Annotated in this window: 14 protein-coding genes; 7 read left to right on the top strand and 7 right to left on the bottom strand. The window is 63.6% G+C overall.

The annotated features are described in order from the left end of the window. The first annotated feature begins 4 nt into the window (after nucleotides 1-4). From BST15_RS02980 to BST15_RS02960, 6 genes are all read left to right on the top strand, one after another. Nucleotides 5-679, top strand: coding sequence for a hypothetical protein (locus tag BST15_RS02980; RefSeq protein WP_046187841.1), 675 nt, complete (start codon nucleotides 5-7; stop codon nucleotides 677-679). Nucleotides 680-854: 175 nt separating this feature from the next. After that, on the top strand, nucleotides 855-1418 hold the full coding sequence (locus BST15_RS02975) for a hypothetical protein (protein ID WP_131701164.1): 564 nt from the start codon (nucleotides 855-857) through the stop codon (nucleotides 1416-1418). A 51-nt stretch (nucleotides 1419-1469) separates the two neighbouring features. Next, a complete protein-coding gene (locus BST15_RS02970) occupies nucleotides 1470-2282 on the top strand; it encodes a hypothetical protein (protein WP_046187839.1) in 813 nt (270 codons plus the stop codon). A gap of 4 nt (nucleotides 2283-2286) precedes the next feature. Further along, entirely contained in the window at nucleotides 2287-2793 is a 507-nt protein-coding gene (locus BST15_RS02965) for a DUF3293 domain-containing protein (protein WP_046187838.1), read from the top strand. A gap of 138 nt (nucleotides 2794-2931) precedes the next feature. Further along, nucleotides 2932-3180 (top strand): hypothetical protein, encoded by a 249-nt coding sequence (locus tag BST15_RS22505; RefSeq protein WP_234708174.1) that lies wholly within the window; start codon nucleotides 2932-2934, stop codon nucleotides 3178-3180. Beyond that, nucleotides 3173-6538 carry a TM0106 family RecB-like putative nuclease gene (locus BST15_RS02960; protein ID WP_234708173.1) on the top strand — a complete coding sequence of 1122 codons (3366 nt, stop codon included), beginning with the start codon at nucleotides 3173-3175 and terminating at the stop codon, nucleotides 6536-6538. The genes BST15_RS22505 and BST15_RS02960 overlap by 8 nt, the downstream gene beginning before the upstream one ends. On the opposite strand, the gene BST15_RS02955 is transcribed toward BST15_RS02960, so the two are convergent. Further along, nucleotides 6526-6915, bottom strand: coding sequence for a hypothetical protein (locus BST15_RS02955; protein ID WP_046187836.1), 390 nt, complete (start codon nucleotides 6913-6915; stop codon nucleotides 6526-6528). The genes BST15_RS02960 and BST15_RS02955 overlap by 13 nt on opposite strands. Further along, nucleotides 6912-9368: an ATP-binding protein gene (locus BST15_RS02950; protein ID WP_046187835.1), complete on the bottom strand. Its 2457-nt coding sequence runs from the start codon at nucleotides 9366-9368 to the stop codon at nucleotides 6912-6914. The genes BST15_RS02955 and BST15_RS02950 overlap by 4 nt, the downstream gene beginning before the upstream one ends. 240 nt (nucleotides 9369-9608) lie before the next feature. Between BST15_RS02950 and BST15_RS02945 the strand changes: the two genes are divergently transcribed. Further along, nucleotides 9609-10913 (top strand): hypothetical protein, encoded by a 1305-nt coding sequence (locus tag BST15_RS02945; RefSeq protein ID WP_046187834.1) that lies wholly within the window; start codon nucleotides 9609-9611, stop codon nucleotides 10911-10913. Nucleotides 10914-11139: 226 nt separating this feature from the next. Here BST15_RS02945 and BST15_RS22500 read toward each other — a convergent pair whose 3' ends face one another. Genes BST15_RS22500 through BST15_RS02920 form a run of 5 tightly spaced genes read right to left on the bottom strand, consistent with a single transcriptional unit; the run spans nucleotide 11140 to nucleotide 22055 of the window. Beyond that, on the bottom strand, nucleotides 11140-11856 hold the full coding sequence (locus tag BST15_RS22500) for a hypothetical protein (protein WP_234708172.1): 717 nt from the start codon (nucleotides 11854-11856) through the stop codon (nucleotides 11140-11142). Continuing rightward, nucleotides 11856-13058, bottom strand: a complete 1203-nt coding sequence (locus BST15_RS02935; protein WP_046187833.1) for an McrC family protein — start codon at nucleotides 13056-13058, stop codon at nucleotides 11856-11858. The genes BST15_RS22500 and BST15_RS02935 overlap by 1 nt, the downstream gene beginning before the upstream one ends. After that, complete coding sequence (locus BST15_RS02930; RefSeq protein ID WP_046187832.1) at nucleotides 13027-15273, bottom strand: McrB family protein; 2247 nt, start codon at nucleotides 15271-15273, stop codon at nucleotides 13027-13029. The genes BST15_RS02935 and BST15_RS02930 overlap by 32 nt, the downstream gene beginning before the upstream one ends. Before the next feature lie 3 nt (nucleotides 15274-15276). Next, complete coding sequence (locus BST15_RS02925; protein WP_046187831.1) at nucleotides 15277-19242, bottom strand: Eco57I restriction-modification methylase domain-containing protein; 3966 nt, start codon at nucleotides 19240-19242, stop codon at nucleotides 15277-15279. Next, complete coding sequence (locus tag BST15_RS02920) at nucleotides 19239-22055, bottom strand: helicase-related protein (protein WP_046187830.1); 2817 nt, start codon at nucleotides 22053-22055, stop codon at nucleotides 19239-19241. The genes BST15_RS02925 and BST15_RS02920 overlap by 4 nt, the downstream gene beginning before the upstream one ends. Nucleotides 22056-22059: the final 4 nt, after the last annotated feature.

Here is a 22059-nt window from a genome sequence, read left to right as displayed (position 1 = left end):
AACGATGGAGATCTCCATTACCAAGTACACCTCGGATGACCAGTGGCGATCGTTCCAGACGTTCGTCGCGGCGTATCTCGCGGGGATGCTGCACCCCCGGGACGTTTTCACCATCTCTCGGGAGTGGACGGTGATGCCGCCGCTGGTGGAGTTCCGCTGCGATGCCAACAGCCGTCTCTGGTTCAGCGTGGGCGCACTGTCATGGAGCGACGAGGACGACGCAAGCGTTCAAGTCTCGCGCGAAAAGCCGAACCAGGTTGCTGTGGAAACGGTTCAGATACTCCGTGCTGTCGCGGATCTGGACGACCCGCGAAAGCTGCGCCTCAGCGGCAGTGGCCCGGCTAGTTCGGTGGCGGTGCTGGCAAAGGCCGGGTTCATGAACGGCGACTACGACGAACCCGCCAGAGAGGCAGCTATGCGCGCCCGGATGATGGCCGACGTCGATACCGACGGCGATGCTATGGATGCGGAGGCCCGAGCGGCGGGACAACGCGCCTTCGAGGGCACCAAGAACGGCAACATCGCCGCGATTGCCTTCGCGGCTGCCTTGGCACGTCTGCGAAGTTGGGTTGATCCATTCAGCCCGACACCGAAGACGGGCATCTTGGTCGGTGGCGGCGCGCCGCGAGAGGCCGACGAAGACGCCATGATCGATTCCGGTGACCGACCAGCTAACTGAGAAAGGTAGGCCCTAATGACAGATGTCGGGGATGCGGCCCTGGACAGGCTCTACCAGAAGATGATGATCGACGATCAGTGGTCGATTGGGGGCCTGGTGTCTGGACCCCACCTCCAAGGATCAGCCCCGCCCTGCGTTTTGCAGTTTCATTCCGAACCTGATCGCCAGGGACGGCATGCTGGAGAACCAGGTGCTCTACCAGCGAAACCGATCCGCTTACGCCGCCGCCTGGTTCAGAGGAAGAACTCATCCGGTGGCGTCTGACAGCGCTGAGTACTACGCCGTCCTAGCGCCGGACAGGGCGATTAACCGGCGGGCCGCGGAGGCCGCGACTGGCGATTTCACGGTCGTTTACCGCACTGACGACGGCCGGATTCTCACCTTCGATGAGGCATTTGATGAGCTCACGCCGGAACTAGCGGAGGGGCTGCCACCCGACGTTCAAAGTATCGATGGAGGTGACGTCGAAGAGTACATCCTTGAGACCGGCGTCTACGAGTCGATCGAAACCGAAGGACGCGTAGTCGTCCACTACACCGATGGCCGGAAGCGTTGGTCCGCTTATCAACTGCGCGAACATATCTTTCCAGCGTCGGATGACGACGGTTTGACCTTCGAAGACTGGCTGGCCGTCCAGGTTCACAGCGGCAAGCTGACGGCGATCGGCGTGTTGCAGTATCTCGGCTACGACGACGCGGAAGTGCAGATCGTGATTGACGAACGACTAATTGTCGACTAGCAACCGGAAACTCCAGTGTTCCCGACGGCCGATCCAGGAGATAACCACAGAATGACTGCAGAAGCGGTCTATGCGATTGCACGCCACGACGGTGAGGGGGTCGACGCACCGCTGCTGGGACGAGTGGAGTTGATCTCCACGGACGCCATGCTGCTGTTGCGGGATGCCGATGGCCGGGAAACGCCCTGCACGGAAACCGATGCCCTCGCCGTGATCTCTTCGACGCCGGAGCTGCGTGAGATTCGCGCCGGTGAGGAATCTCGGATCAACTGTTCCCCAGATATCGCTGCGGAGTTGCCATTCGTGCTGCAGCCGGTGCCGGCCGGAGGCGATCCGTGCGAGTGTTACGCAGAGGTCAATGATGTGCCTTGGATGGCATATCCGACCCTCCACCAAGGAAGCGTCATGCTGCCGATGTGTGAGGAGACCGAACCGCAGGTGGAAACCCTATGGGCTGAGCATTATGTCGGGGAGGGCGACGACAACCCGCTGACCGGCGACACCACGATCGGACTCGCCACATCGAGTGCGGTCGTTGAGTTCAGCCGCCACGACAATGGTGGTATCGACAGCAGCTTCGGCGTCTCAGTCAGACCGGTCGACAGCATCGTCAACGTGTTTGTCGATTGGTTGCTGAACAATGAAGTTCTCCGCGGCCTCTGGGTCGGAGACTCAGCGCCTTCTCTCCCTGTTCGGTTATTCGAGGACGCAGCCGTAGCCCAGAACCATCAGGCCTCCTGGGAGGCCCGGATAGAAAACGAATGGGGCGGGTCATATATCTCCTGGACGAGCCTCCAACTCCATCTACCAGGCGACGTCATCGAGCAGGTCCGTGTTGCCCTGAGCAAGCGGGATCCCCAGTAACTGCATGGCGCACGAACATAGCGACTTCCAGTGGACAGCAAGCTCCACGCTGGCACAGTGCACCCAAGGGGACTACCCATGGCAGCATTACCTCCAGACCGCGGTCGAGTTCGAGGGTGACCGGCAAGCGGGAACGGTGTGGCCCGTAGATTGCGGCGAAATCGGTTGTGAGCAGCCACCACTGGGCCCGTTGCACATAATCACCACGGTCCAACCCGACAGCAATCCCACCAGCGCGGAGAATCTCGCGCGGATGGCCGTGTTGGACCACGAACTTCAGACCGCAGGTATCGCATCGATCACGGCGATCGGCGTCAGTTTTGACGGCACGCATCGGGAGGAAAGCCGTGCGGTGTTCGGCCTGGATGATGGCCAGGCCCGCGCACTCGGGCTACGTTTCGGCCAGGTCGCGATCTTCGGCTGGCGTGGGCCGCGGTGGTCGCTGTTGGCCTGCGCCACCGACCGGCAGGAACACCGTAGGTGGCGGTGGGAGTCGCTGACGACGCAGTAAACCGGCCCGCTGTGTCAGTGCCTTGACGTATAACCAGACGGGCAGATGGACGGGGAGGGTGAAGACGGTGGCAGACATCGGCACACGGTTGCTGGATCCTTTCGACGGCCGGTGGGCGGTCACAGTGAAGGCGCCGCGATGATCGACGTCCTGATTGTCAGCATTGTGATGCCGCTGGCTCCATGTGGCGGCAGTGGGTACTACGACCCGCGCCACGAGATCTGCCAGCCGTACCTGCCCGCCGACCCACAGCCCGGCTATGACCAGAGCTGCTCGGGCGGCTACTACGACCCAGCCCACGGCGTGTGCGCCCCCTACGAGCCGGCTTACCCGCCGCCGTTCTATCACCGCTACGACAACGCCGCCGGAGGATCAGCCGGTGACTGATCCAACGCCACTCGAACATCTGCTCACGCCGTCGAAGATCACCGCATGGCTGGACTGCGCGCACTATCTGACTTTGCGCAATCAGGTTGACGGCGGAACGCTGCCCCAACCGAATTCAACGTTCGGTGAGTTCGCGAGGCTGCTGCTAGACAAGGGATTGCAGCATGAAGAGCAGTGCCTGGCCGAATATCAGGCAAATGGCAAGTCCGTTCTGGAGATACCCGGACGCTACGAACGCGAGTCGTTTGAGACCTGGGTGACCCGCCTCGGCGACCCGTTCAACGACGGCTGGGACGTGATCTACCAGATGCCGTTCATCCACGACGGGGTGCGCGGCATCGCAGATTTCCTGGTGCGGACCAGCGACGGCCGCTACGAACCGGTGGACGCCAAACTAGCCCGGTCCGAAGCCAAGCCCGGCCATGTGCTGCAGTTGTGTTTCTACGCCGACGCGATCGAGGCGTTCACCGGCATTCGGCCACGGAATATGCATCTGTGGTTGGGATCCGGGAAGCAGCAGACGCTGCGGGTCGACGATTTCAGCCCCTACTGGCGGCGGTTGCGCAAGCAGCTGTCCAAGACGCTGACGGCTGGACCGGAGGCCGGTACGGTTCCGCTGCCGTGTACGCACTGCGACTTCTGCGAGTTCAGAACGCTCTGCGACAAGCAGTGGCACGACGAGGGAGCACTGAACCTCGTCGCGGGGATTCGCCAGCCGGAGACCGTGACCTTCGGGGCAGCCGGCATCGCGAACATGACCGCACTCGCTCAGCCGCGCACATCCGTAGTGGGCATAGGCCCGCGGCGGCTGGAGCGGTTGACTGAGCAGGCACGGCTGCAACTGCAAGCAGCGTTGCTCGCCGATGACGATTCACCCCCATTCCAGTTGGTCGAATCCGGTGAAGACCCCGTGTGGGGGCACGGATTCGAAGAACTCCCCCGCCCCGATGATGGCGACGTGTTCCTCGACTTCGAGGGCCACCCATTCTGGCGGGTCGAGACCGGACTGTTCTTTCTGTTCGGGTTGTTGGAGCGCGGGGAGGACGGGCAGTGGCGCTACCGCGAGTGGTGGGCCCATGACATTCAGGCAGAAGCCACCGCGGTATCGGATCTGATCGACTACCTCGCGCAGCGGCGAGCGGCCTTCCCGGACATGCACGTCTACCACTACAACCACACCGAGCGGTCGTCGCTGGTCACACTCACCGAGAAGCACAACGTGGCGCAACGCGCGTTGACCGCTCTGATCGACACGGGCTTCTTCGTGGACCTTCTCCTGGTGGCCCGCAATAGTATCCAAGTCGGCACCGAGTCCTACGGACTTAAGGCTCTGGAACGGCTTACCAGCTTTCAGCGCAGCCACGACATCGACAAGGGTGCCGGCGCGGTGCTGCAGTACGAGCAGTTCATGAAGGACCGCGACTCAGCCGAGTTGGCAAGCATCGCGGTCTACAACGAGGACGACGTGCGGGCGACGATGGCGTTGCGGGATTGGCTGGTGGCGCACCGGCCGACCGACTTGGCATGGCGGGATGCCGTTCTCGAACCCGACCCCGGGTTGCCGGAACTCGACGAACATGTCGAGCGGTTGCACGCCTTCGCTGTCGATACTCCGGAGTACCTGCTCGGTGATCTGCTGGGATATTGGCGCCGGGAATGGTTCGCCTACATCGGGCCGAAGATGGCCAAGCTGGAGGGTGACACCACCGCACTCCACGACGATCCTGAGGCCCTGACCGAACTGCATTGCCTCGGCGAGGTTGAGCGACTGGGCAAGAGGGGCACACCAATCACCCCTGGCATGCGTTTTTCCTTCCCCCCGCAATCGCTCGAGCGATTCCCATACGACGGCGGCAGTGTCATGTTCGTCGATGCTGAAGGCCAACGGTTCTATCCGAGTTTCGAAAACCTTGAACGCAGTTCCTGCACCTTGGACCTGGTGTGGAATACGGCGCTGCAAGAGGTCGGCGTGCTTCCCAGCGTGGTGCTGTTGCACGACTGGGTCGAGCCCAAGCCGAAACCCCAGACAATGTCAGGTTTCGCCGACCAGCTTCTCGACGGCGCCGACATCAACCCGGTGACGATGGCGCTGCTGCGCAGGGACCCGCCACGTTTCACCGCCGGCGGCGAGCCTGTCGGTGGTGTGTTCACCGACGATCTCGCCGACATGACCCGCTGGGTGACCCATCTCGACAACAGCTACGCCGCGATCCAGGGCCCTCCCGGTGCGGGAAAGACTTACAGCGCGGCGCATCTCATCCATGCACTGATCCTGGCGGGCCGACGGGTCGGGGTCACCGCGACGACACACCACGCTATCGATAACGTGTTGGAGAAGGTGGTGCAGCTCTTCCGGGACAACGGGGACACCGCGAAGCTCAACGCGGTGAAGAAGCCGAAGTCCGGTTCGCCATCGGTTCCTGATGGCACCAGAGCCGGTAGTAGCAAGGACTGCGCGCGGCGCGATGTCAACCTTGTCGCCGGCACCACGTGGTTGTTCGCCTCGAAGGAAATGTGCGATTCCCCCGTCGATGTGTTGTTGGTCGACGAAGCCGGCCAACTGTCGCTGGCCGACGCCCTTGCCGCATCAGTTGCATCGCGCAACGTCGTCCTGTTAGGCGACCCGCTGCAGCTGCCGCAGGTCACCCAGGCCAGCCACCCCAACAACAGCGGGCGCAGCGTATTGGAGCACATCCTCGGTACGGACGAAACGCTGCCCGGTGACCGTGGTGTGTTCCTGTCGAAGACCTTCCGCATGCATCCCGACGTTTGCCGGTTCATCTCCGACGAGATCTACGCCGGTCGGCTCACCCACAATGCGAGCTGCGAGCAGCAGAGCACGGTGGCCGGGACAGGGCTGCGCTGGCTAAAGGCCGAACACCGTGGCAACAGCACGTCCTCGTCGGAGGAAGCGGAGTTGATTGCGACGGAGATCGCGCGGCTCGTCGGCACCAACTGGACCAATGAGAAGGGCGACAAGAAGTTTCTGACAGCCGAGGATTTCATGGTGGTCGCCCCCTTCAACGATCAGGTGCGGGCGATCCGGGACCGGCTCAATGCCGAAGTGTTGACTCGCAATGTGGCGGTGGGCACCGTGGACAAGTTCCAGGGCCGCGAGGCGGCGGTGGTGTTCTTCTCCATGACCACCTCGGCGGGTGAGGACATTTCCCGCGGCGCCGACTTCTTGTTCTCCCGCAACCGGCTCAACGTCGCGATCAGCCGGGCCCGTTGTCTGGCTTATCTGGTGTGTACTGAGGAGCTGCTCAATACCCGGGCGCGCAACGTGGAGGACATGCGGTTGATCGCGACGCTCAATTCGGTGGTGGAGTACGCGCAGCGCCGACATCACCCGGAATGATCGGCTTCACCCTCCGGCGAAACGTTGGCGAGGCAAGCCCGTTCCACTGCGAGGCATTGCTCCCGGACCTCTGCCACGGTCGGCGCAAGCTGGTACGCGTGTTGGTGACAGAAGCCGGTCAGCTGGTGCCAGGCGTCGATGAGGATTCCGCCGGCCGGTGTGGTGTCGAGCGATTTGAGGACCGCGAGTTTTGCTTTCGTCGTTCCAACCACCACAGGGAAATCACACAGCGTCGCGCAGCGGGTGTCGATCAGCTCCTCCACCGCCTGCCGTGCCAGGAAGGCTGCCAGGCGCGCCGAATTACCCGCCGCAGCCTTGTCCGGGGAATCGAGGAGTGCACCTGCCCGCGAAAGCAGCAGTTCGGCGTCGGCAATCATCGGCTCTCCACGATGTCGCGGACGGTGTTGCGGAGGTTCCTGACAGCGTCGCGGCCGAGCACGGCACCGTTGTGTGTGCCGGAGGCGCAAATCGCCATCGTCGGGAAACGGTGTCCTCGCTGAGCTTTCCAGCCGGACACATCGCCTGACGCGTCGCCCGTGAGGGCCAACGCCACCCGCCGCTGAGTGGTCTTCGCTTCCTCCCACACAGCATCGGAATCGTGATAGGCCACACCGGCTTTGGCCCGGTCGCCGAAGAACCGCTGGTGTGCCGCGGCCTCGATTGCCATCCGGAACAGACCGGGCGCCGCCTTCCGCTTGATAAGATCGTCCAAGTGATCGTCGAAGATCACCGCCTCCGCATCTGAGACGTACCGATCCGCCGGCAGGTCGTTCTCCTTCACCACGACCACCGACCCCTGCTCTCGAGTGACGTCGAGCAGCTGTGCGGGCACCGAGCGAGCGCGGATGGCCGCCGGCAGCCGGTCGTCGTGGGAGAAGACGATCACTTGACGGGTCCGCGATAGCTCGATCAATACATCGAGGAACCCGCCGATCTTGGCCGGGTCCATCGCTTGGATTGGATCGTCGAGTACCAAGAATCGAAACGGGCTCGCCGGGGTGGTCGCCCGTGGGATGAACAACGCCAACGCAAGTGCGTGCAGCTCGCCCTGGCTCATCACAGATAGAGCTCCGGCCGGCACCCCGTCGACGGTCCCGTCGATGACTGCACGACGCCGGGTGGCGGTCCCTTCAAGAGTGATGCTCCCGAGGTCTACGTTGCTCTCATGCCGCATCCGACCCCAGATGTGCTGGGCCTGCTCGACCATCGGGGCGAGACGCCGCTCCCGAAGCATCTCGGCGTTGGCGCGCAACCACTTCAGCGCCGCTTTCACGCGATCGAGGCGGTCATCGTCCTTCCTCGCCGTGGTCTCCAGGTCGACCCACGACGCGATCGCACGCGCGTTAGGCGCCCAGGCATCCTCCAGTTCGGCGGCCCGCTCCGCTGCCTCCGCTCGCAGCGCAGTTGCGGCTTCGGCCAACTCCAGCGCCGCGATCTCCACGTGGGTCGGACGGTCGGACAGGCTCTCGGGCGCGGACCGCGCACCCTCCAGCGCCTTGTTGAAGGTGCACAGCGACGCCAGCTCAACTCCGTCGATCGGAGGCACGGCCACGATCGTTGCGAAGAATCCGTCGGCGGCCGACCGAGCCCTCGCCAGCCTCTGAGTCAATGCCTGATGTTTGGCGGTGCTCGCATCAGCCTCCGCCAGCCGTTGCTCAGCCGCCACTCGCCACGCGCCGTCGAACGGTCCGGTCTCGCAGACCGGGCAGGCTCCGTCACCGATGTCCGCATGCAGATGCAACGCCTCGCGCAACAGCGTCGCCCGTGCCGTCATCGCCTTCACCGCGGAATCGGCCTCGGCCGTGTAGTCATCGACCGCAGCGCGCAGTTCGGCCGCCACTTCGGCGGCTTTCTCCGGGGTCGGGACGATCACCGCAGCCAGTGTCCGCAGCCGGGCGATGGTGGCCGCTTGGTCGGTCTCGGTACCCAGGGTCGTCGCCGTCACCGCTTCAAGGTCGTAGGGCATGCGAGCAATCAGCTTCTTGACCTGCTCCGCACGCGGGTCCGACGAGCTATCCAGCGTCTGGCGGAGTTGCGTCCGGCCATCGTTGGCGGCTTTACGCGGCCCACTTAGTCGCTTCTCAGCGTCCTTGAGTCGACCGTCGGCGTCGGCGATCATGTCCAGTCCAAGGAGGCGGTTCAGCGAGTCATACAACGCCGAAGGGGCGTCCTCCAGACGCCCGCCGAGCTCGTCGTACGACATCAGTGGACGATGGGTCTCCAATGGCTGGTCCCAGCCGAGCGCAGTAATCGGTTCACGTTTCTGCCCTTTGATCTGCGACCACCGGTGGGCACTGTCCAGCTCCGCACCTACCGCCCAGTCAACGCCGATGGTGGCGGTGGAGCCATCGCGACCATCGTCCGGTTCCATGGCGAAATCGATGGTGATGGCCGCGGGTTCGCCCCTATGAAGGTTCCGCCACGAGGCTTCCCAGTGCTGGCCCTTCTTGTTGGCCCAGCGATAGCTGGAACCCGTCAGGGCGTATTCCAAGGCCTCAGCGAAACTTGATTTCCCGGAGCCGTTGCGGCCGCTGATCACCGTGATCCCGAAGTAGGGGTTCAGCTCCAAGGTTGCACGGGTTCCGATACCGCGGAACCCCGACACAGTGATCGCACGAAGGAACGCCCGCAATGGCGCCGGCCCGCCCATCGTCTTCGTGTCCGGGCGCTCGGGTACGGAAGCTTCGGCACCCAACTGCTCGGAGAGCTCAGCGTCTCCCTGCAGTGCCGCCGCGACCAGATAGGCCGTCTCTTCGGCCACCGTCTCGTCCGCGTCGAGCAGTTCCCAGACTTCCGCCTCGACCGAACCGCCAAGCTCCGCGCCGTCCACTGCCACGTCCTTTCGCCGAAGTACACGCAGCTTGACACATGGGTCGGACGGAAGGTCGATACTCAGCTGGTCACCCTGAGCAACGCCACCGCGAATCTCTTGGTGCAAAACCGAGCAGCATTCCATGGACAAAGGCACCTTTGTCTCCCGCCAGATAAGACGAGCCCTCCGAAGAGCATTCCTATTTGTCGGTTAGCCGGAATATGGTGTCGGTCGGTGGCGACGAGGAGGGACACCTCAATGACTGATCTGGACGAGCCGGCCCGACCGGTGTGGATGCTGGCGACGCAAGACGTCACGGTGCCACCGATAACCGGGGATGCTGCGATGACCCCCGAACGGCTGACCGAACTGCGGACGGTGCTCGCGGCCCTCGCCGACGCCCCGGTCGCAACCCTGGAAGCCCACCCGGTCCCGGCGAAACTCGACCGCAGACAGGGTATGCACCTCGATGCGGCAAGCCCACTGGCCACGCACCTGTCGCAGCTGATCAGCCAGACATCGAAGACCGCTCCCAGCGCTGCCACCGGCGAGACCCTGTACCGCATGGTCGTCCCGGCGAAGGTTGCCGCACAGGTCGGCGGCGGCATGGTCAAGTCGATGGCGTCCAAAGCAGTTCCCGGCGGCGTGCACAGCGCCATGATGGGGCCTTCGGGGATCGCCGCGCAGGCAACGTTTGTTCCGGTCGCTGGGAAGGCGGCCGCTGCCGCCGGCGGGTCCGCGGCCACGGCTGGGGTCGCCGCAGCAAGCGCCGGGGCCCTGACCGTCGCTGCTCCCCTGGTGCTGATGGCAGTCGCCGTCGGAGTCAGTGCGCACGCCGAACAGAAACGACAACAGGCCATCGCGAACATCTCAGCGATGCTGACGCAGCTGCATAATGACGCCCTCGACCGCGAGCGCGTGGCGCTCAGCGGTTGCCGCGCCACGATCGATAAGGCCACCGCCATCCTGCTGGATGAGGGAAAGATCGGCGTCGGGCTGGGATTGGACAGCGCCGTCTACGCCATCGAGACCGCCGTAGCCCAGGCACATCAGCGCCTCGAGAAATGGCGACGCGCTCTCGACGGGTTGGGTGGGCGACCCGTCGAGCTTGCGCAATTGACGAAGCACTTCGATGGGATCGATCAGCCACAGGGTGGTGATTTCCGCGCCCATCTGGAACTCGCCGAGCTAGCAATCGCACTGAAGAAACGTGTCATCGTCCTGCAGGCCGTAGAGCACGCCCAATTGAATCCGGCGAACCTCTTCGAGAACTTCATCGGCACCCTCAAACGTGATCAAAGGTCGGTCGTGGAGCTGGAAAGGGACATCACCGGTGTACTGCGACGACTGTCGTCCCTGCAGATCGACCGTCCCCGCGGTGTGCGCGACATCGTGTTCTCTCGCGGTGAGGTCGACGAGTTGTTGCGCACCGCCTATCGGCTTCGTGAGTTAGGCGACGGCATCGATACTGCCGAGGGCCCTTCCGATGTCGCGATCGAGATGGTGCGCGCCGGAGACGGCTCGGTGGTTGTTCTGCCGGCGCATCGAGTGGTTGCCGCGTAGCGCCTGGCCGAGTTCATGCTCACTGTTTTCGCAGCACCGCCGACAGATGATCCACCCGAGCCGAACTACGCCTGGCGACGCGAACGCAGATTGGCGGGCGCGACCAACATACGGCGGTTCACCAGCTCCACCCCTGGGTACCGCCGTAGAGCGGGGACAGACGCTGCGTACCGCAAACTGCCGTTGCTTAGGCTCCTGCAGAAACAGGTTTCGGACCGCGGTTTGATCAAGCGTTGATCGCGCGGGAGACTCTTTCGCCTACCTCCCACAGCTCGTCGGGGTCAAGTCCTGAGACCGGACTCCAAGGCGCAGAACCGGTGTGGTCAAGTCCCAACATCGAAGCCAGCTCCGCAAAACCAGGATGCCCGGTGACCTTAAAGTTGCTTTTCCAACAGCCAGCAATCTGCAGCTGCCCAGCTTTGACTTTGAACTTGTACGGCGGGAACCTGCGCATGAACGGGTAAACAAACATTCCGCCGAGGGGGCGCTGACCGAAGAACAGGTGGCAGTAATCGCCCATCGCCGGAAGCCGGCTGTTCTCCTGCAGCCTCTCCAGAACCCTGTGTAGGAAGGCGCTGTCGGATTGGCCTTCGACAGCATCGAGGAATTCCTGCGGCGCCCAGGCATCAGTGTCCCGAGGGTCGAATAGGATCTTCAGCCCCTGGAAGAGTCCGGTGCCCGAAGTAGCGGGCGCCAGTGCTTGGCCCGTCAACCACAACCGAAGCCGCTCGTTGTTCCCCGGTGAAACTGCCGAGAAGGCTTCGTCGGCGCGTTTCGGTCGAGTTCGCGTGAGGCTGGTGATCGCGTCTTCGGATGAGTACTGCACCAGAATCGTGATGCCGCCTTTGCTGAACTCGTCGAGAGTAGAAAGATGGTCCAAATCCCAGCCGAATACCGATGCAAGGTCGAGTGTGTCGAGGCGAAACGTCGTCGGCTCGGTCACTACACTCCTATTTCGACCGTGGTCGACGAAATCTGGACGGCCAATCCGTGAATCTGCTTCAGTAGGTCAGCGGGCTGCAACGCCAAATCAAGTGCGTGGCAGTGGATCACGATGCCGGACCGCCGCACTGTGTGCACGCTGACCGGTTCATTGCCCTTAGCATAGATTAGGTGTCCTTCGTCTAACCCAAGAGCGGTACAGTAGGCGAGCATTTGATAGAGGTCGGCGTTCGGGAACCCGTCGTACCGCTCAGCCTTGTACTTGGCGTCGACGACCGACACCGGCACCCCCTGTGCATGGCACAGCAGATCGGGGCGCATCGGAACCTGGCGCGCATCGTCAAGGTGCAACACCGCCTGCGGTTCGCATCGCCACCCGGATGCCTCCAGTGCCTCACTGAACGCGACGGTGACGAAGTCCTCGAACACCCGCCACATGTCGAACATGTAGCCGGACACCCGCAGCTCACCAACATGATGCTCGAAAGACTCTGCCGCAAGGACAATCTGGGCCAGACGCAGCGCCGAGTGGTAACGGGTGTTCAGCCGGCTCGGTTGCCAGCACGGCAGAGCAGCGCCACGCGACAAGATCGACACGTCGGCAAGGCTTTGACGCAGCCGCTGCAGCCGCCTTCTTGCCGTCTCGCTGATCCGTGGCACGGTCAGTAGCCGCAGTGTGGCGGCCAGCAGCAGCTGGTTTTCGGCGATGTCGACGGTGAAGTCGTCGTACTCGACCGCGACCGGCACCGGCAGCCCATAGAGTCGGGTCATCTGCTCGCCTGCGAGCATTCTGCCGCGCAGTACAGGCAGCGCCTCACGAACCGTGCGGTAGCCCTGCAGAACTCCCTGGTCGACGGCGTGCGAGGCAAGCCGACTGAAGGCTTCGGCGATGCCGGGCAGCAAGTCGTCGGCACCGATGAGGTCGACCTGATCATCGCGCCAGAGCCGCTGGTCTTTGGCGTACCCGATCAAGAACAGCAGCCGGTTCAAGTCGGTGATCTTGGGGCGGACGATGAACTGACGCTCCCCCACCGTGACCGCCCCAACCTTGCGACCGGCGGCGATCTCGTAGCTGCCCGGGTCGAGTGTCGGGGTCACCGTGACCAGACCGAGCCGCTGCAGCACCCGGTAGTCACCACCGGTTAGCTCGACGACCTGCGAGTCGCCGCCTTCAGTCAGCGTCAGCGGCGGCGATGGTGTCATCGTGTTCCACAGTCGAGACTGCAGGCGGGTAGGCGACGTCGACTCTGGCCTGCACCGCCTTTTCGATCGCCGACAATCCATACCGTGCCATCACATCCACCGCGCGGTCGCCGTAGTGGTGCTCTTCGAGCAGCGGCAGGATGGCGGTGCGCCACACCCGCTCCAGCCCGCGTTCGTCACCGTCATAGATCGCCCGCCGCATGAAGTACGACGGCCCGATCTTAAAGTCCGCGTCATCGATGCGGGCATTGAGTTCGTCGAGCAGATCAGCGACTTCGCTCGGGCGGCCGTTGTCTGCCAGCCATTTGCGCAGAATGCCGTTGGTGGGTTCCTCCGCGGGGTGCAGCGCCAGGAATGCGAACCGGCGCCGCATCGCGGCGTCGACCAATGCGATGGAGCGGTCGGCGGTGTTCATCGTGCCGAGGATGATGATGTTCTTCGGGAGTGTGAACGGTTCGGTGTCTTCTGAGGAGTACAGCAGGTCGATGGTCTTGTCGCGGTATTCGAGCAAGAAGTACAGCTCGCCGAAGATCTTGGCGAGGTTGCCGCGGTTGATCTCGTCGATGATCAAAACGTAGACCGCGGTCGGGTTCTCGTTGGCCCGGTCCACCAGGGACCGCAGCGGCCCGGGTTTGAGCGAGAACCCGACCTGCCCGCCGCTCTGACCTGTGGGCCGGTAGCCCTCAAAAAAATCCTCGTAGGAGTAAGCGGGGTGGAACTGGACGATCTTGACGTTGGGCTCGGTAGCCAGGTGGCGGGCAAGTTCCTGGGCGATGTAGGTCTTACCGGTGCCCGGTGGGCCGTAGAAGATCAGCTGCGGGCGGTCACGCAACAGCTCAACACATTCCTGCAGCCACCGCCGGGGCACGTAAAGTCGTTCGGCCAGTTCGGCGGTGGCGTCCGGCAGATGCATCGCGGTCGTGCCGGCCGGGGGCTGGCGTCGCTCGGCCAACGCGACCAGGGTGTCGAGGTGCTGGCTCAGATCGAGCACCTCGCCCTGGGCACCCAGTCGGGCGGCGACCTCATCGGGCAGCTCGGCCAGCGGCAGCGAGTTGTCGTACCACTTGACCGGCCGACGCAGGTTGGAGCGTCCGTCGCTGCTGCCGACGTACTCGGCATCCCCGGTGATGACCCCGAAATACACCCGGCCCTGGCTGACGGTGACGACGACGTCCTGGGGATGCATGCGGTTAAGGAACGCCCCGAACTCGTCGAGCTTCTCCTGGCGCTGAGCGTAGCCCGAGGAGTCGTAATCCTCGTCGACGACCGCTTTGAGTTCGTCGCGGCCGATGCCAGCGGCAACGGTGCGCAACCGGCTGGCGGCCAGCGAGACCGCGCTCTTGTGGCGCCAGATCGGCACCATATCTTGGCCTTTGACGCCAGCGCCGTGGACTTTCCAGGCGCGTCGCACCGGCGGCGGAGGTGTCTTGAACCACCAGTACACATAGGGCTCGTCGTACAGGTCGATGTAGCCGCCCTCGGCGTCGGTGACCGCGGCGTAGATTGCGGCGATATCAGCGTCTCGATCGCCGGTCCGGTGATCGAGATACTTGTCGGCCAGCCGATCACGTAAAAGTTGGCGGTGCTCGGCGCTGACGATCGGCAGGAAAAACTTCGGGAACGCCACGTACAGAAGCGACTGCTTCTGAGCGGCCTGGCCGGTCTGCACCGCGCCGACTTCTTCGCGGAAGGCCAGCGGGTCATCGAGTGCGTCGACCAGGCGCTGTTCGGGCAGCGATTTGAAGTATCGGGCAACCTCGATGAGGTAGACCAGTTGCGCCCACCGGTGGCTGGTGAAGGCCTGCCCGCCGTTGAACACCCCCGGCGCCTCCAGCACGGCTGCGACGTCTGCCGGTATCGCAACCGGAGCCGGGCTCATATCGAGGACGTTGCGGATCTGCTTGACCTTCAATGCTCCGCTGACGTTGGTGAGCGGCAGCGTGTTGAGGATCAACAGCTCGGCGAATAGCTGCACCGCATCCGGTGAGGCATCGGCGAGTTGCAGCTTCAGCTTCTCGAAGAACCCTCCCGAGCCGGCATCCGGCCTATCGACATAGAAGCGGGTCAGCTCGTCGAGATTCGCTGCGGTCCAGATCGGCCGACCCGGTGTGAGCAGCGAGTCGTCTTTGCCGAACCCGAAGTCGATGATTCGCCGTCCGACCTCCTCCAGTGCGGTGGCAGCCGCCCATCGGTTCGTCGCGAGCTGCTCAGTCATCGCCTACTCGGCCCCCTTCTTCACGGTGTCTCCCAGCGGCGAGATGTACGACACCCCTGTGCGTTCGGCCTCTGCCATCGCGTCGTAGACCTCCAGAATCAGCTTCTTGGTGCGGTAGTCGCCGTGCTCGGCGATGTCCTTGCGTTTGACGATCGGGAACGTCTCCATGATGTAGTCGACATCGTCCCGTTCGATGCCATAGAGGTGAAAGAATGCGGCGTCTAGTTCGGCACGACAGAGCGCGCGCGTCTCAACCTTCCACGGAGACGATGCCAAACTGGCGTCAAAATCGGTAGCAAGATTAGTCATCTCCGTGTTGTCGAGGACCAACTCAAGGACTCGTCCTATTACCCAATCTGACCAGCGGCACCCTGCCCACGGCACCTTTCGGCCCAATGTTTCAGATGCAGGCATGGGAAGCTGACGCATTGTAAAGAACTTGAGGTGTGTGCCACCGACTTTCTGGCGGGCTACGAAATCGAACACGAAGCTGTTCCAGTCCGCCAACAATAAAGGGGCCGCTTCGGGCGGGTCACAGAACGTAAGCAGTGTTCCGCCCTCGGGCGATGCGTTCTTCCCATTGATGGTTCCGATACATGTCCGCTCGTCAGTGCTCCGGCAGATGTCGCGCCAACCCAGCAACCATTCACGATCCCAGCGCTCCTTGAGCTTGGCATCAACTTCCCGCTCGTCCACCCAATACCTCGTCATGCCAACGAAATTCGGGTCTTGTTTCTCTGCCAGCGTGACGTCACGGACGGTACCGTCACGCTCGTAGGTGGCCCAGCGGTGGTCGTAATGGTGGATCATCTTCCCCTCATACAACGGCAGCATCCGCTCCTTGCCCCGCTCGAACACGTTTCCGCGCAGCACCCACCCGTCACCCTCCAACTCCTCGCGGCTGTGAAACAGCCCCGAATCGCTGGTCACATTGAAAAGACCTTGCATGAAATTGATCCCCCAAGGGTTTCCGTCGGGATCGCCTTCGCGTATGAGTACCGGCACCCGGCGGTAGATGCCGAGGGTGATTTCGGCGTCGCGGCGGCTGCGGAACACCGGACAGGTGCCGGTGTTCGGGTTGAGCAGGGTGATCTCCTCGGGGCTGAGCGTGAAACGCACGTTCGGGCGTTGCAGGTCTGTTGGGTCATGGGCGAAGAACGCGAAGTCAGCCTCTGGTTCGCGAGCCTCGCGGCCGACCAGGGTGAGCAGGCAGAACTTGTAGCTGCGATGCACCCCTTCGAAGAGCGGTTTGGCATTTTCGAAGTCGTAGAGGCTGGCGATCGACCCGTTGACGACGAGGTCTTTGAAGAAGTATTGGGTGGTGGCGTCGGTTGCAATGCCGGTGGGCAAGATCATCCCGAAGCGGCCAGCAGCAGCCAGCAGGTCGCGCCCGGTCTCCGCGAACAACGGATCGGTCTTGATGCGGCCCCGCCCACACAATGGGTAACGGCCCGAGTTCGCTGCAAAATGCCGTATGCCGTCCACGCGACGCTTCTCGGTGAGGTATTCGCGACCTAGTGGCCGGTCGGTGGCGATGAGTTCGGCGATCAGTTTCTTGCGCTTAGCGCCAGCCGCCTTGGCGACGTCCGGATCTCGCGCCTCGAAGAACTCTTGCTCCTTGAGTTCGATGTGCTCCCAGGGTGGGTTTGCGATAACCACCGAGAACCCACCGGCCCAGCCTGTGGCCGGGTTCACCGAGTCTCCGGCCTCGGCCGTCACTGAAAACAGGTGTGGGAACTCCAGATGCCAGTGGAAGAATCGGTATTCGGCAGTCAGCCGCTGCACTTCAGCCTGTGATGCCTCACTGAGTTCACCGTTGCCGTCGAGCAGGGCGGCGATGGTGTGATGCGTCGGCGCAGTTGGTGCGCCAGGGGTTTTCGTCCAGACGAACGCCGCGCACCAGGCGTCGGCGGCCAGCTGTTGGCGCTGATAGTCCTCCGAGCGTGTGTAGCTGTTCCAGCGCTTTTGCTGTACGTGCACGTCGGCCAGCGACAGCGCCGGGGCCGAGACCACTTGCTGAACTTGCTCACCGAGTTTCTCGGTGGCTGCGGCCATGTCGATGTCGAACAAGCTGCCCTGGGCCTTGCGTTCGGCTTTGTTCTGTTTGGCCAGGGTGGCGGCGATCTTCTTGTCGTCGCCTTCGATCGGTTTGAATGCCTCGTCGGGTAGGCCGTCGCTGAGGAGTTTCGGGGTGGCGCCGACCAGGCCGTTGCCAACCTTGATCTGTGCGTCGAGGAATGCCAGCGGCATGCCGGCGTCGAGGGTTTCCATCCATAGCGACACCTTGGCCAGCTCGGCGGCCAGCGGGTTAACGTCGACACCGTAGATGCAACGGCCTACCACGTCGCGCATCGCGGTGCGCACCGCCTCAGGGGCAGGTTCAGGGTCACCGGTGCGGATGTGCGCAAGGCGTTTGGCGATGCGCCGGGCCGCGCCGACCAGGAAATGCCCACTGCCACATGCCGGGTCGCAGACCGTGATGCTCAGCAGTGCCTCTTGGGGGTCATCGGCTTTCTGGGCGTCGTCGAGGACCGGGTCCAGAGCGGTGTCCAGCAAGGATTCCACTAGCGAGGTCGGGGTGTAATACGTACCGGTGTCCTTTCGCTGGTTACCCGCCGACACCGTTAGCTGGTAGGTCTTAGTGGCCGGGTCCCAGGCGGGCACAAATTCCAGCAGCGCTTCGTAGATGCTGCCGAGCTCTTCGGCGCCGAGGTTGCGGTAGTCGACCACCCGCAGGATCTGCGAGCGGGGTTCGCGCACCAGCGACAGCGAGCGCACTGCCGATTGCAGTGCGTCGTTGGTGACTGCGCAGGTGGTCAGGAAATCCAGTTCCCCCGGCTCATACAGCCCACCGATACCCGGCAATCCGAGTTCCGGTTGCCCGTTTTCGTCGCCGAGGCCGCGCCACACCAGAGTCAGGGCCTGCCAGCGGTCGCTGTAGCGGCCGCCGCGGCGACGCCGGGAGATGCGCCGCAGTTTATCGGTGGAGAAGTAGTCCAGGTAGTGCTGCCGGGCGGTCGGGTCAGCGGTCGGGTCGAGCAAGGCGCCGCGGTCTTCGGCGACGAAGGTGAACAGCAGTCGGTAGACCACCCGCAGTAGGGCTTCGTGGATGTCGCTCACCGTCAGGGTGCCGTCGGCAAGCTGTTCGCGCAAGGTCGTGTTGTCTGGGTGGGTGAGGAATCCGGTCCCCAGGGTTAGCAGGGCATCGACGACGCCGTCGCGCAGCAGATTCAGCGCGCGGGAGCCGGTCTCGAGGGCATCTTGGCGCCACCGCTCCAGCCAGCAGGAGGTGGGCCCGATTTCGGGGTCACGGACTTCAAGGCGGGACTGCTGGCACAGCATGTACAGCAGCTGGAAGTCGGAAAACAGGTCGCCGTCGAAGATCGCTTCCAGATCGAATTCGATATAGGCCGAGCCGACCAGCGAGGTGGAGTCGCGTAGCAGTCGCAGCGTGGTGTCGTTAGCCAGCAGCGCCCACAGGTGCTCATCGGAGCGGTTGAGCAGTTCTTGCACCATCGACTGTGGGGAAGCCCCAGCCGCGCCGGCCATGCCCTTGGTGCGGGTATCCAGCGGCACCCGGCCCAGCAGGTGGATCGGCACCGGACCCCAGAGGTGCGAGATCGGGAAGGCATGCTCGCCCAATGTGATCCCGCCCTTGCCCGTGGTGGGCACCCGACCGTAGCCGAGCTGGTCGAGCAGCACCATCAGGAATCTTTCCCGGGTCAAGGCGGTGGCGGCGTCGGTGTCGGGCAGCGCACCTAGGGCTTCCCGGTAGGCGGTCCACGCCCCACGCAGATACGCCCACACCCGGTTGGCTGCGTCGGAGACCGATTCCCCCGCAGCCAGGTGATAATCCTTGGAAGTCAGGCCGTCAACGCCGGTGCGGGCAGCCAGCCGGCCCAGCAGATCGGCGGGCAGTAAGCCACCCTGGATGCGAACGCCGACGAATGTCGAAGCGTTGTAGCTCATTTGCCGCCTCCCACCGGGGGCACGAACACGAAAATGCCCAGCACATCAGCGCCGGGTTCAACTGTGACCTTCAAGCCGCGTACCACCTCGGCGGACGCCTGACGAACCCGACGATGCGCCGCCAACAACCGTTCTGCCAGCTGCTGACCGTGCTCGGCGAGGTGTCCATTGATGTCGGGCAGCCCGTCGAGGGCCCGGCTCAAAAACTGCTCCGCCTGCGGTGCGGGCACATTGCCAGAAGGTTGAGCTGCTAGCAGCGGGATGACCGCCTCTGGATCGAGCCAGTGCGCCTGAACCGGTGAGCCTTCAAACGCAAGGGTGGCGGCGTCTTCGGCGACGAGTTGTTTGGTCCCGGTGCGGGACGGCAGTTGAAAGTGGAATCGATAGCGCACCAACACCAGCGTGGTGCGGGTGGTCACCGCATTCGTGCGCACAACCGCGCAGCGCCGAGCGGGACGTTGTTCTTCAGGTAGGTTTGCATCCAGTGCGGATTCGAGCACGTAGTGAGCGAGCGCTTCCACGGAGGCGTCGGTGCGGTTGAGCACCGCCTCTCCGCGGCGCACTGGCAGGTCGGTGGCGAAGCGCAGTGGGTTGCTGCGGCCCGGTGGCAGTGAATCGCGCAAGCCGAGCGGCAGCGGTGTCAGGGTGGCAGTGAATCCGGTGTCGGCGGCCGTGACCGTGGAGCGCAGTGCACGCAGGGCCTGCTCGACGAAGTCGGCGACTTGGGTGTTCGTGCCCAGCGTTTCGCGGGTGTCCCGTAGTTCGGCGGAGACTTCCTCGGGTTTGATGCCGTGCTGGGCGTATTTGGTTTGGGCGATCTTCTCTCGTTCTGCCGCGGATTCCCACTGGCCATAGAGGGTGTCGCGTTGTTGTTGGACGTCGAGATCCAGGCTGAGCTGTTCGGCGTCCTTGCCGCGTAGCAGCAGGCCTTCCATCAGGGCCTGGACGACGGCATCCGTGTTGTCGGGCACCGGCACCGACACACCGGTAGCTTTGCGGATCGCCTGGTGTTTACGCAGCAGCACCTCAAGTACGACGCCGTCGATTTGGTTGTCGCTGCCGTAGAGCATCACGGTGCGAACTGTGTCGGCGGTCTGGCCGAACCGGTCAACGCGGCCTTCGCGCTGTTCGTGGCGGGTGGGGTTCCAAGCCAGGTCGTAGTGCAGCACCGCCTGGAAGTTCTCCTGCAGGTTCACCCCCTCCGAAAGGCAGTCGGTAGCCACCAGTACGTGTCGGCCTTCGATGGCAGCCAGCTCACCGATGCGGGCGATCCGCTCATCCGGTGGCAGGGTTCCGGTGACCGCCCGCACCGTCACGCCTCTACCCAAGGCGGCGGTGAGCTGTTCAGCCACGTAATCGGCGGTGTCGATGAAGCGGCAGAACACAATCGGGTCGCAGCCCAGCTCCAGTAGTTCCTGGACGATTTTGACCGCAGCGGCGATCTTCTTATCAGGTTTGCCTTCCAGCTTCTGTACGTCAGTGAGGAAGCCGCACAGCCGTCGCGCTTTCACGTTATTACTAGCGGCGTCAATATCGGCACCGGGGGTGGTGTCGGCGGCTTCGATCACCTCGTCCTCGGATTGGTCGAGTACGACGGCCCGGCCGATAGCGTCGGCTTCCTCCGGTGATGCGGCCGCCGCTGCGGCGGCACGCGTGCGCAGCGTTTGCGCCGCGGCTCGCGGGGAGGATGCCAAAGCTCGCAGCAGCGCCAGCGCCGACCACCAGTTGACCCGTCGGGCCAGCCCGCCGTCTTCGGTGCGGACAGTTTCGCGGGCGTAGTCAAGCACCTTGGTGAACAGCGCCTCATATTCACGGCTGAGCGTGTAGGGCACCTCGGTAGAGAGCCTGTCCTTGGGGAATGGGGTGTCTTCATCAAGGTAGCGGCGGATGTCAGCGCGACGGCGTTGCACGAAGTGTTTGGCCAGCAGTTCTCGGCCCTTGCGTTGTTCCAGGTCAACGGTCGCTAGGTCGGGGTCGAGAAGACCCAGTAGGTTGCGGAAGGTTTCCTCTTTGCCACTGTGCGGGGTGGCGCTGGCCAAAACAATGTGCCGGGAGGTGTCGGCGGCCAGCTCACGCAGCAGCTCGTAGCGTTGGGTGCGGCCGGTCCCGGTACTGGTGGAGTCGGCCACACAGGTGTGTACCTCGTCGACAATCACCAGATCCGGGCAGGTGCGCAGGAATTCGTAGCGCCGGCGGGCGCTCTTAATGAAGTCGGTGGACACCACCGTGACCGGGTAGCGCTCGAAGATCGACTCGGCCCCGATTCGTCCGCGTTCCAGCCGCCGCACTGTGGAGGGCCGAACTAGTTCGGATTCCAGCCCGAACTTGCTGCGCAGCTCGGATTGCCATTGTTCAGCCAGTGCCGGGCCGCAGAGCACTGCCAGTCCCCGGGCGTCGCCGGCCTTGAGCAGCTCGGTGGCCACCAGGCCGGCTTCGATGGTCTTGCCGATACCGACGTCGTCGGCGATCAGCAGCCGCACCACATTCTGGCGCAGCGCCATCATCAACGGAACCAGTTGGTAGGCGCGTGGCTCCACCGCGATCGATGCCAGGCTTCGGAATGGTCCTGCAGTGGAACGGAATCCGATCCGTAGCGCGCTGCGCAGCAGGGAGGCGCTCAGATGATCGCCCAGGTCATCAGCCGCCGGCGGGGGGAAGATGGCGGGGCTGACCCCCTCGCTGACCAGGACGCCTGCAATATCATCATCGATGCCGCCGATCGGGCGCAGCACTAGGAAATCGTCGGTGCTCTCGGGCAGTACCACCCATTCGCGGCCGCGCGCGGTCACCAGGTTGCCGGGGGCGAATCCCACTGCG

Source organism: Mycolicibacter arupensis (assembly GCF_002086515.1).
In the GTDB taxonomy this organism is placed as follows: Bacteria; Actinomycetota; Actinomycetes; order Mycobacteriales; family Mycobacteriaceae; genus Mycobacterium; species Mycobacterium arupense.
This window is presented reverse-complemented; position numbering and strand designations above follow the sequence as displayed.

Bases quoted from the DNA above. Each gene is read 5' to 3' on its own strand.
- BST15_RS02980 (WP_046187841.1), top strand. From the start codon at position 5: ATGGAGATCTCCATTACCAAGTACACCTCGGATGACCAGTGGCGATCG.
- BST15_RS02975 (WP_131701164.1), top strand. From the start codon at position 855: ATGCTGGAGAACCAGGTGCTCTACCAGCGAAACCGATCCGCTTACGCC.
- BST15_RS02970 (WP_046187839.1), top strand. From the start codon at position 1,470: ATGACTGCAGAAGCGGTCTATGCGATTGCACGCCACGACGGTGAGGGG.
- BST15_RS02965 (WP_046187838.1), top strand. From the start codon at position 2,287: ATGGCGCACGAACATAGCGACTTCCAGTGGACAGCAAGCTCCACGCTG.
- BST15_RS22505 (WP_234708174.1), top strand. From the start codon at position 2,932: ATGATCGACGTCCTGATTGTCAGCATTGTGATGCCGCTGGCTCCATGT.
- BST15_RS02955 (WP_046187836.1), bottom strand. From the start codon at position 6,915: ATGATTGCCGACGCCGAACTGCTGCTTTCGCGGGCAGGTGCACTCCTC.
- BST15_RS02945 (WP_046187834.1), top strand. From the start codon at position 9,609: ATGACTGATCTGGACGAGCCGGCCCGACCGGTGTGGATGCTGGCGACG.
- BST15_RS02935 (WP_046187833.1), bottom strand. From the start codon at position 13,058: ATGACACCATCGCCGCCGCTGACGCTGACTGAAGGCGGCGACTCGCAG.
- BST15_RS02930 (WP_046187832.1), bottom strand. From the start codon at position 15,273: ATGACTGAGCAGCTCGCGACGAACCGATGGGCGGCTGCCACCGCACTG.
- BST15_RS02925 (WP_046187831.1), bottom strand. From the start codon at position 19,242: ATGAGCTACAACGCTTCGACATTCGTCGGCGTTCGCATCCAGGGTGGC.